Origin of the sequence: Ktedonobacter sp. SOSP1-85, from assembly GCF_016587415.1 — a bacterium.
GTDB lineage: Bacteria > Chloroflexota > Ktedonobacteria > Ktedonobacterales > Ktedonobacteraceae > Ktedonobacter.
In genome coordinates, this window is the sequence record NZ_BNJI01000002.1 from 2,269,235 (window position 1) to 2,279,271 (window position 10,037).

General features: G+C 53.7%; 10 protein-coding genes. 8 read left to right on the top strand and 2 right to left on the bottom strand.

Annotation, left to right across the window (positions count from 1 at the left end; all coding sequences use genetic code 11):
* Positions 1-19 precede the first annotated feature (19 nt).
* From KTE_RS37870 to KTE_RS37885, 4 genes are all read left to right on the top strand, one after another.
* Positions 20-721 carry a response regulator transcription factor gene (locus tag KTE_RS37870; RefSeq protein WP_201390965.1) on the top strand — a complete coding sequence of 234 codons (702 nt, stop codon included), beginning with the start codon at positions 20-22 and terminating at the stop codon, positions 719-721.
* A 287-nt stretch (positions 722-1,008) separates the two neighbouring features.
* A complete protein-coding gene (locus KTE_RS37875; protein ID WP_201390967.1) occupies positions 1,009-2,316 on the top strand; it encodes a cell wall metabolism sensor histidine kinase WalK in 1,308 nt (435 codons plus the stop codon).
* A 144-nt stretch (positions 2,317-2,460) separates the two neighbouring features.
* Positions 2,461-3,141, top strand: coding sequence for a VOC family protein (locus KTE_RS37880; RefSeq protein WP_201390969.1), 681 nt, complete (start codon positions 2,461-2,463; stop codon positions 3,139-3,141).
* Between the two features lie 32 nt (positions 3,142-3,173).
* Positions 3,174-3,533 carry a nitroreductase/quinone reductase family protein gene (locus KTE_RS37885; RefSeq protein ID WP_201390980.1) on the top strand — a complete coding sequence of 120 codons (360 nt, stop codon included), beginning with the start codon at positions 3,174-3,176 and terminating at the stop codon, positions 3,531-3,533.
* Positions 3,534-3,567: 34 nt separating this feature from the next.
* Here the strand turns inward: KTE_RS37885 and dinB are convergent, their stop codons facing one another.
* Both dinB and argE read right to left on the bottom strand, forming a co-directional pair.
* A complete protein-coding gene (gene dinB, locus KTE_RS37890; RefSeq protein ID WP_201390989.1) occupies positions 3,568-4,656 on the bottom strand; it encodes a DNA polymerase IV in 1,089 nt (362 codons plus the stop codon).
* A 1-nt stretch (position 4,657) separates the two neighbouring features.
* Complete coding sequence (gene argE, locus KTE_RS37895) at positions 4,658-5,857, bottom strand: acetylornithine deacetylase (protein ID WP_201390991.1); 1,200 nt, start codon at positions 5,855-5,857, stop codon at positions 4,658-4,660.
* Between the two features lie 426 nt (positions 5,858-6,283).
* Here argE and KTE_RS37900 point away from each other — a divergent pair, with 426 nt between their 5' ends.
* From KTE_RS37900 to KTE_RS37915, 4 genes are read left to right on the top strand one after another with little or no spacing between them, the layout of a single operon-like run.
* Positions 6,284-7,753, top strand: a complete 1,470-nt coding sequence (locus KTE_RS37900; RefSeq protein WP_201390993.1) for a serine/threonine-protein kinase — start codon at positions 6,284-6,286, stop codon at positions 7,751-7,753.
* Between the two features lie 23 nt (positions 7,754-7,776).
* Positions 7,777-8,121, top strand: coding sequence for a hypothetical protein (locus KTE_RS37905; RefSeq protein ID WP_201390995.1), 345 nt, complete (start codon positions 7,777-7,779; stop codon positions 8,119-8,121).
* Between the two features lie 57 nt (positions 8,122-8,178).
* Positions 8,179-8,577, top strand: a complete 399-nt coding sequence (gene tnpA, locus KTE_RS37910) for an IS200/IS605 family transposase (RefSeq protein WP_201387317.1) — start codon at positions 8,179-8,181, stop codon at positions 8,575-8,577.
* Positions 8,574-9,794 (top strand): transposase, encoded by a 1,221-nt coding sequence (locus KTE_RS37915; protein ID WP_236600710.1) that lies wholly within the window; start codon positions 8,574-8,576, stop codon positions 9,792-9,794. The genes tnpA and KTE_RS37915 overlap by 4 nt, the downstream gene beginning before the upstream one ends.
* Positions 9,795-10,037 lie beyond the last annotated feature (243 nt).

A 10,037-nucleotide genomic window follows, 5' to 3' on the forward strand; every position in this document is an offset into this window, starting at 1 on the left:
AGCTGTAAGGATTGGGGCGATGACGAGCATATTACTGGTAGAGGATGCGCCGGAATTGGCGCGGGCCATTAAACAGGAGCTGGAGGCACGGGATTACCGGGTCTGCCACGTTCCCGATGGGAAGAGTGCTCTGTCCATACATGACAAAGAGCGACCAGACCTGGTTATCCTGGATTGGATGCTCCCAGAATTAGATGGCCTGGAGGTCTTGCGGCGCATGCGGCAGGTTGCGTCAACGCCAGTCTTAATGCTGACCGCACGCAGTGAGGAGATTGACCGGGTGGTCGGGCTGGAAGTTGGCGCAGACGACTATTTGACCAAGCCTTTTAGTATGCGCGAGTTGCTTGCACGCGTACGAGCTATGTTGCGGCGTATCGAGCTGTTAGAGCAAACGCTGCGAGCTGATCGTGCTTTAGCAGCGGATCAGGTCCTGGTGTATGAAGAGCTGACCCTGAACCTGAAAATGCATCAGGCTGTGTTAGAAGGAGAGGTACTTGATCTCAGTCCGAATGAGTTTGCGCTCCTGCAACTATTATTGCGCAATCCAGGGCGCGCATTTCACCGCCCATACTTACTGGATCTTATCTGGCGGAGCGAGGCTAATGTGACTGAGCGCGCAGTTGATACGACGATCAAACGTCTGCGGCAAAAGTTGGGTTCGCTGGGGGACTGCATTGCGACCGTGTGGGGCATTGGCTATCGGTGGCGTGCTAGAAAGTAGGGAGCATGAAGTTGATGATATCTCTACGGCGTTCGCAACATGAAGCTTCTTGGGCAGAGCTGTGCTGGCGGGCTACGCTGAAGGTGTTACTTCTGGCGGGGTGTGTCTGGGTGGGACTGGTGGTGTTGACCTCCCTGATCGCCCCTTCCGTACCACGCTCGCTCTTCCTATTTATAGCGGGCCCATTATGCTTAATCTTCTATGGCCTGTGCTTCCCATTGCTCAAACAAGGACGTATGGAGTGGATACTGATTGAAGTGGGGTCAGGAATATTATGGAGTCTTGTCTTGGGCGGGATTGCGTGGTCGTTAAGTCTGTTGCCGGGCAGTGGATTGGCTCCTGCCGCGCATTGGAAGTTCACCTCGGAACAGGCGGCAGGCATCGCGAGCATTTGTAATCTGTGCGCCTTTGTGGTTACGCGGGGAGGAATGAGGCTCTGGCTGTACTGGAATCAATTGCGGCGGCGCAGACTACTCTGGGCATTTACGCACGCACATCTTGCCGGTATGGTATTTCTCATAATCACATTTGTAATTGCGGCTATATTGTGGACCTCTATCGCCACGGCTGACTTATCATTGGTGATCCTGATAATGTTAGGTTTGGCCCTGTTCGGTGGTTGTGTTTTACTCCTGATGCTGCCACTTTCAATTATCATTGCCTACGTCATTGTGCGGCGCACCAAACCCCGTCTTAAAACCCTGGCTGCTGCTACAGGGGCGTTTCGCCAAGGCAACTATGCTATGCGCATCCAGGTGGAGGGGGAAGATGAGGTTGCTCAACTGCAAAGTGACTTCAACGCCATGGCTGAGACGTTGGAGACGACGGTGCATGATTTGCGGAGAGTCGTAGAAGAGCTACAACAGGAACGTGATACCGTCACAAAGCTGCTACAAGAGCGGCGTCAGCTCATGGCAAACGTCTCGCATGAGTTGCGTACGCCAATAGCAACGTTGCGTAGCTATCTTGAAATCACACTCGGACATTGGCGTGAACAACCCATGTCTGCTTTACAGCGCAATCTCCAGGTCATGGAGGAAGAGATATTGCACCTGCAAACTCAGGTGGATAACCTGTTTGCTCTCTCTCGTGAAGAGGTCGGGCGGCTCACTTTGCGTCAGGAGGCTGTAGACATTCTCTCCCTGGCGTTGCGTATTGTTGAAGCACGGGCGCCCCTGGCGAGGCAGATAAATCATATTGAGATGGTCTCGGAACTCGCTCCCGAATTGCCGCCAGTCATGGGTGACGCCATGCGCTTGGAACAGGCACTCCACAATCTTATCCACAACGCGCTACGGCACACGCCTCCAGGTGGGATGATCGCGGTTGCAGCTTATAAAGAAGAGGAATGGGTCGTGCTACAGGTAAAAGATACAGGCGAAGGGATTGCCTCTGAAGATATCCCTCATGTCTGGGAGCGCTTCTACCAGGCAACCCATGCCAGAAATTATGCACGTGGAGGCGCGGGCCTGGGCCTTGCACTCTGCAAAGAATGGATTGAGGCGATGGGAGGAGAGATTAACGCCGAGAGTAGCCCGGATGAAGGTAGTTGCTTTAGCATATGCCTGCGCATCGCCACCACTGCCATAGACTAAAACGTGCTACATTAGCCCTTTTGGACAGTTGTTTCCTTCCCCTCCGTACAGTGTGGGGCGCTTGTGCTTCTGGTATGCTATATGCACCGCGAGTGGTTATCATCTAACACTCACTTCTCACATTGTATTGGAGGGCTGGTCAGTATGCAGTTTACACATTTGGTACTTGCAACACATAAGCTCAGGGAATTGCGTTCCTTTTATATAGATACCTTTCGTCTACCCCTGGTAGAGGAGGGTGAGGAGAGTTTTACCTTTGACGCGGGGGCGACACGTGTGACGTTTCGCGCAGCGGAGCAGGTGGATAGCGTTTATCATTTCGCCTTTACCATTCCGCGCAATAAGTTTGAGGCTGCGTATGCCTGGATCAGTGCCTTGACAGAGCCACTAATGCAGAATGGTCAGGATCGCTTTCTCTTTGGGTCCTGGAATAACTCTTCGGTCTACTTTTATGATCCTGCTGGCAATAACGTCGAGTTTATTGCGTTACATGATCTGGAGAATGATGCGCCGGGGGCGTTTGAGCCGGCGCAGGACCTGCTATGTGTCAGCGAAATTGGCCTGCCGGTTCATTCTGTGCCAGCCGAGGTTGAGGTGTTGAAGCGTGACTTTGCGCAATCGGATTTTCGTGAGAGCGAGGGTCCACAATTTGCCGCCATAGGCGACCTGGATGGACGTTTGATCGTGGTGGAGATTGGCCGATCCTGGTATCCAACGGAGGTGGGAGCGGTCGTAGCGCCAGTCACGGTGCGGATGCGTGGGCCACGCCAGGCTCAGCAGCAGATAGAGGGCCTGCCCTACACGCTGGAGCAGGTCTCAGAGTAAGCGTGCTGCATTGGGACGAAAGGATTGCCGGGATGCAAGAAGTGTTACAGACGTATGTAAGCGAGAATTTTTGTTATCTCACGACAACGGGGCGTAAGAGCGGCAAGGCGCATACCATCGAGATCTGGTTTGCATTGGAGGGTTCAACACTCTACATGCTCTCTGGAGGTCGCGACAAGGCAGACTGGGTCAAGAACATTCAGCGCCAGCCCGAGGTGGAGATACGCATCAAGGCCACACGTATGCAGGGGCGAGGGCGGATAGTAGTCGAGGGCAGTGAGGAGGATGCACGAGCGCGCCAGCTTGTCTTCTCCAAGTACGCTCCCCGCTCCAACGAGGACCTGCGCGACTGGTCACGCCGCTCCCTGACCGTGGCAGTGGATATAGGGTAAAGGGAACAACTTCTCTCCACCACATACCCTTACCCTATGCGAGGTCCCAGAGAGTAGGGGTGTGGTGGGTTGGGGTGCCGCGCTTTTCGAGTTGGGAGACGGTGACGCCGAGGAGGCGTACGTGGCCCTGGGGACCAACTTGATCAAGGAGGTCTTGAATATGGTGGAGCATGACCTCTTTCGCTTGAAAGGCTTGAGGAAGCGTGGCACGGCGCGTCATGAGCTGGAAGTCGCTCCAGCGGAGTTTGAGGACCACGGTTCTGGCCTGGAGATCGAGCTCGACCAGGCGGCGCTCGACCTTCTCGGCGAGGTCTGTGAGGATGCGAATGACTTCTGCATGTTCTGACAGGGCGAGATCCTCCGCCAGGGTAGTTTCTTTTCCGACCGATTTGCGCACGCGGATGGGTTCGACCGAGCGCTCGTCCTCTCCACGCACATAGCGGTAGAACATGCTGCCTCGTTCCTGGAAGAGCTCGCGCAGGCGCTCCTCACTCAAGCTCTTGAGGTCGGCCCCGGTATGGATGCCATGCTCCTGGAAGCGCGAGGCGGTGACGCGTCCTACACCGAAGAATTTCTGGATGGGCAGGCTTTCAAGGAAGCGTGAGGCCTGCTGAGGCGTTATGACCGTCAGTCCATCGGGCTTCTTATAGTCTGAAGCTAATTTGGCGATAAACTTGTTATAGGAGACGCCGGCAGAGGCCGTGAGCTGGGTGCGCTCGTAGATGCGCTGCTTGATCTCGCGTGCGACATGGGTGGCGGAGGGGATGTCGAATTTGTTGTGAGTCACGTCTAGGAAGGCTTCGTCGAGCGAGAGAGGCTCGACCAGTTCGGTGTAGTCGTGGAAGATCTGCATGATTTGTGTGGAGACGGCACGGTAGACCTCGAAGCGTGGCGGGACAAAGATGGCGTGTGGGCAGCGCTTAAAGGCCGTACGCGAGGGCATAGCGGAGTGAATGCCAAAGCGGCGCGCCTCGTATGAGCAGGTCGCGACCACGCCACGGCGATTGGGGTCACCGCCGACGATGACCGGTTTACCGCGTAGTTCCGGGCGGTCGCGCTGCTCAATGGAGGCGTAAAAGGCGTCCATGTCGATATGAATGATCTTACGGCCTGGGTGTGGCATATTATGATTGCATGCACCAGGCCTGGATAAGGCGTTCAAGGCGCTCCTGGCCTGAGTGGAAGTGCTCAACTGGCAGGCTCTCGTTGGGCTGGTGGGCCTGCTCGATCAGGCCGGGGCCACAGATGTAAGAATTGATGCCGATGGCCTGGAAGGGACCACCATCGGTGGCGTAGGGTGCGCCCTGCTCGCTGCGTCGTCCCATCACGCGAGCCAGGACCTCGATAAAGGGATCATTAACGGGCGAGTTCAGTGGAGGAGTCGAGATGGCATCGCTGACAGAGACGCCACACTCGGGCGCGGCCTTGCGCATCTCCTGTGAGATCTCACGCTCGATACGCTCGCGCAGAGTCGTGATGATCTGCTCGACGTTATCGCCGGGCGCAACACGCATGCTGGTCGTCAACTCGCAGGTCTCGGCGATCATATTCGCGGCGAGGCCACCCTGGATAACGCCGTTATTGAAGGCCGTCGAGGGATTCTCGGGGAAGAGGCGCTGGTTTTTGGATGTGACCTGTTGCTTTAGCTCAAGCCCGGTCTCCTTGATGATCTGAATAACATCGCTCATGCGGTTAATGGCGTTCAGGCCACGGTCGGCGGCACTGCTGTGGCCTCCCTGGCCGCGCACGGAGATCTTGAAGGTCGCGTAACCCTTGTGGGCGGGGAAGATCTCAAAGTTCGTCGGCTCGCCGATGAGGGCGGTCCTGGGTAGGGGAAAGCCCTGGAGTATGTCCGGTAGCTGCTTGACGAGGCGCTGCGAGCCCTGGCCCGCGACCTCCTCATCATAGGTCAGGATAAACATCAGGGGACGGCGCAGCTTGCTGAGGTCCTGTTGCTTCGCGGCCAGGATGGCCTGGGCCAGAAAGACCTTCATGTCTGTAACGCCACGGCCATACAGTTGCTCGCCATCCGTAATCAGCTCCAGCGGGTCCGACTTCCAGCCGGGCTGGCCCTCGAAGGGAACGACATCGATATGGCCCGAGATAATCAGGCCACCCTCGACCGCGGGACCAGCCCAGGCGATCACCGAGGCCTTGGTGACGTCCTCAATTTCGTCGCGAGCCACCTTCACCGTCAGGCCGCTCTCCTCAAGATAGCTGGCAAGATACTCGGCGGCCTCTAGATTGCTGAGCGCGCTAACGGTATTAAAGCCGATCAGGCGGCGCGAAAGCTCCCATAGCTCTCCCTGTTGCAGCGATGTCATATTAGTATCGTCTCTCCTCTGCATATTTATCGCGTAATGCTACTTTATCATAGCACGTAAGGGATGGGATAGCGGCTTTATTTATAGTGCGATAAATACAATTTACTTGACGTGTCGTGAATAAGTTTCTATCAAAATGCTCTCTTTCACGCTACTTTTTAAACTCTTGCATTAGTGCATGTATGTCGCTAAAAAGTGGTACCATCAGGCTACATTCTAAGCGGCCGGGCCAGAAACTATTTTGAGATAGGTATAATAGCCTTAAGTTTAAGAATGCCTATATTCTGGGGCGCTCTCGTGCACTCCAATCCTTAAAGAATGAAAAGCTTGCCATTCATTCTTTAAAGATTGGAGTGCACGAGGAATTATAGCTGATCGCCAGGGGAAAGGCATTCGCTCGAAGCATTGTATGATGAGGGTTTACAGATGAACGAACAATTTCGTGGATATCGACTCGTCACCCAACTCGCGAAGAAAACGAAGAGTAGTCTCTATCTAGCCCGACCGATAACGGCACCTACAGAGAAAGTGACCATTAAGATCTTCGATTCTCTGGATTCAGGGATAGATCAAGAGTTTTTCTATAACGAAGTAGATCAATTGACACAGCTGCGCCATCCCTTTCTTAATTCTCTTCTCGATGGAGGTATTGAGCAAGGCCGCCCGTATCTCATCAGTCGTTATGCGCCTAATGGCTCGTTACGTCAGCGCCTCAAGAGTGTCAGACCTCTCACATTGGAGAACTCTTTCCTGATCCTCATGCAGGTAGGACAGGCGCTTGCGCATACACATGGGTGGAACGTGGTACACGCACACCTCAAACCAGAAAATGTGCTTTTTAATGCCCAGGATGAGGCCATGCTAGCGGACTTTATCCCGCCAGGCCTGTTTAAAAGTTATTTTTCCCACTCCCACCTTGAGCAAGAGGATAGCCAGTATCAGGCGCCTGAGCAAAAAAAAGGCACCTTTTGTAGAGAGAGCGATCAATATGCCCTGGGATTTATGGCGTATGAACTGCTGACTGGTGAGCCTCCGCATGCGGCAACCACCTTCACCGAAGGCCAGTTTACCCAGATTTATCCTGTCCCACCGTCGCACATTGTTCCTGCATTGCCCCATTATTTCGATGATGCATTACCTAAAGCCCTGGCAAATGATCCTTTGGAGCGCCACGAGAACGTTGCCGCCTTTATCGAGGCTCTTACTGCAGGTCATGTGAATGTAACAATGAACCCATCTCTAGAGATGCTCCTACCACTTTTAACTGGAGAAAAGGGGGCATCCCCACCCGCTTCCCCGCTGACAAGCAAGAACAAGAAGAGCAGCCCTCTTTTACCCAGAGAGGGTATCGCTGTCGCTACACCGCCCAGGCCGAAGGGCGGCGATGTTCGGCCGGAGGCTCAGGAGCGTGGGACAGACAAACCAGCGCCCCTTATACTCTCTCAGACAAGCAACGCGCCCATAATAGGAGCTCCAGAGAGCGCCTTCCAGATTACCCAGAAAGAGCCTTCCCAGGTTCAGACAAAAATGCCGACTCAGCGTAGCAGGAAGGCTGTTCTCATAGGGAGCTTTCTGGCTCTCGCCTGCGTGCTGCTTCTTAGCATCGGCCTACTGCCTCAATTCTTGTCATTAGGCAAACAGGAACAGAGGCCTACTTTCAACGCGACCGCGCCGTCGATGAATGCGACAAAGACACAAACGCAAGTACCGGTGGCGCAATCAACGATTACACCCTTGCCAACCGCCACGCAGAAAGCGCGAGTGACTCCATCCCCAACGGCCAACGCATTGCCTACGGCAAAGGCGACTTCGCCAGGTCCCAGACCAACCCCCACCTCAGGTCCCAGACCAACTCCCACTCCTATATGTCGATGCCTGCTCCTATGTAAGTGCTAAAGAGATGAAGAAATTTAAAGATTATGATGAATCCTAAAGCAGAGTACGTTATCCGCTTCTTTTTTGAATGGACAGGGACATGCTTTTGGTGTGGTAATGATGCCGCACGAGAGCGCTTTGACTATTATATTGAGCCGGAGGATTTACCGCTGTCGGAAAGTACAGTCAAGCGAGCCAAAGAATTGATGGAGTGGCATGACAAGGCGTTGAACTGGGAGTATCCTCCTGATCCTGGTCCCTGGCGCCAGGAAGAGTGTGATCGGTTTAATCAAGCGGCAAAAGAGCTTCTCAGCACCGTGCGGCAGGAGTTGGGAGAGCGTTTTGAAGGCCGGGCCGCCGCATTCCCCTCGCCTTCAGGCAGGGGTTAGGCGGCCCCTCTCGCTCTATTCTAGCATGGTATGGCATACCATGCTAGAATAGAGCGTATGAGAGAACAACATACGAAGCATGCCACATATAAAATAGCATACCATTTTGTATGGTGTCCCAAGTATCGCAAGACTATTCTGGTGGGGAATATCGCCACGTTTATTGAGGAAGAAATCAGGCGATTATGTGAGGCGAATACTTGGGAGATCGGCGCACTCAATGTACAGGAAGACCACGTTCACCTCTTTTTGAGTGCGCCACCCGCTATTGCGCCCTCTCTCATTGTTAATACCCTCAAAGGGATTACTGCGAGACAAGTCTTTAAGCAGCATCCCGAAGTCAAAAAACAACTGTGGGGTGGGAATTTCTGGTCTCGCAGTTACTACGTTGGCATCGTCGGAGACATGACCGAGGAAACCGTCAAAAAATATATCGAGTTGGGACAAGGGACATGAGAAAAACGTACAAGTACCGTTTAGCTCCCAATAAGACGGTGGAGAACAAACTCCATTGGGTTCTGGCACGTTGTCGAGAACTCTACAATGCGGGTCTTTCCGAGAGGAAGGATGCTTACCGTATGGTGGGCAAATCGATCACCTACTATGATCAACAAAATGTCCTTCCAGAGATCAAGGCAAAGATCAGAGAAGAGTATCAGGATATCGCTGCTCATGTCCTGCAAGATGTGTTAAAACGACTGGACAAGGCATTTCAACGGTTTTTTGATCGCTGTGCCAAAGGCCAGAAACCAGGATACCCGCGTTTTCAGGGTCGTAACCGCTATAACTCGTTTACCTACCCGGACGGCGCTGGCTGGAAATTGGATCAACAAACACGCCCGCCTGATAAGAAGGGCATGGTCAGAGTCAATCTGAAATTGACGAAGATTGGAACAGTGAAACTGCACCTGCATCGAGACATGATAGGCAAAGTCAAAACCTTGACCATCAAGCGCGAGGGAGAGCATTGGTATGCCTGTTTTAGCTGCGAAGTGGACAAGCCGGAAGCCTTGCCTAGCAGCTATGAGGATGTAGGGATAGACCTGGGTGTGACTCACTTTGCCGCCTTGTCCAATGGTGAATTCCTTGAGAACCCGCGCCATTATCGGAGAGCAGAGAACAAGCTCAAGAAGCTACAAGAGTCCTTGTCTCGCAAGAAGCGCGGCAGTCATCGCAGAGCGAAGGCAGTGAAGCGCGTGGCAAAGGCCCATCGTAAGGTCCGCAATCAGCGTGCCGACTTCGCTCACAAAGCCTCAAGAAAGCTCGTCAATCGCTATCAAGTGATCGTGCTTGAGGATCTCACCATGGCCAATCTGGTGAAACAGCCCAAGCCGAAGCAGGACGAAGAGACAGGACAGTATTTGCCTAATGGGGCGGCAGCCAAAGCGGGATTAAACAAATCAATAGCCGACGCTGGTTGGAGTCAATTTGTGGGAATGTGTACGTACAAGGCAGCATGGGCCGGGCGTACTCTCGTACAAGTTGATCCTAAGTACACCAGCCAGATTTGCCCGAATTGCGGGAATGTACGCAAGAAGACGTTAGAAGAGCGGTGGCATTCTTGTACGTGTGGGTGTGAACTGGATCGGGATACGGCCTCAGCGAAGGTCATCCTCGGTATCGGACGAAAACAGCTTTCGGTCGGGACGCGGCCAACGCGGGCAACTGCGTAGAAGCCTCTCCATTCTATGGGGAGGTACGTTCACGTAGTTGATGAGTCTTGGGAGGAGCAGGAAGACCCTGACCTCGACGCCTATTTGCGGGATCCCAAAGGCTTTAAAAGGAAAGCATAGATTATGCCTGGCCCTACTTCTGGGGGAGGATTTCATAGTTTTGCTGGCGAGTGGTCGAAAGGGGATGGTAGGTGCTGAAATTGGAGGCTATTCGCTCAGGAAACCAGAGGAGGCTAAGCGTGA

Coding starts and splice junctions, on each gene's coding strand:
- KTE_RS37880 (WP_201390969.1), top strand. CDS start 2,461: ATGCAGTTTACACATTTGGTACTTGCAACACATAAGCTCAGGGAATTG.
- dinB (WP_201390989.1), bottom strand. CDS start 4,656: ATGCCACACCCAGGCCGTAAGATCATTCATATCGACATGGACGCCTTT.
- KTE_RS37905 (WP_201390995.1), top strand. CDS start 7,777: ATGATGAATCCTAAAGCAGAGTACGTTATCCGCTTCTTTTTTGAATGG.
- KTE_RS37870 (WP_201390965.1), top strand. CDS start 20: ATGACGAGCATATTACTGGTAGAGGATGCGCCGGAATTGGCGCGGGCC.
- KTE_RS37915 (WP_236600710.1), top strand. CDS start 8,574: ATGAGAAAAACGTACAAGTACCGTTTAGCTCCCAATAAGACGGTGGAG.
- argE (WP_201390991.1), bottom strand. CDS start 5,857: ATGACATCGCTGCAACAGGGAGAGCTATGGGAGCTTTCGCGCCGCCTG.
- KTE_RS37900 (WP_201390993.1), top strand. CDS start 6,284: ATGAACGAACAATTTCGTGGATATCGACTCGTCACCCAACTCGCGAAG.
- tnpA (WP_201387317.1), top strand. CDS start 8,179: ATGAGAGAACAACATACGAAGCATGCCACATATAAAATAGCATACCAT.
- KTE_RS37885 (WP_201390980.1), top strand. CDS start 3,174: ATGCAAGAAGTGTTACAGACGTATGTAAGCGAGAATTTTTGTTATCTC.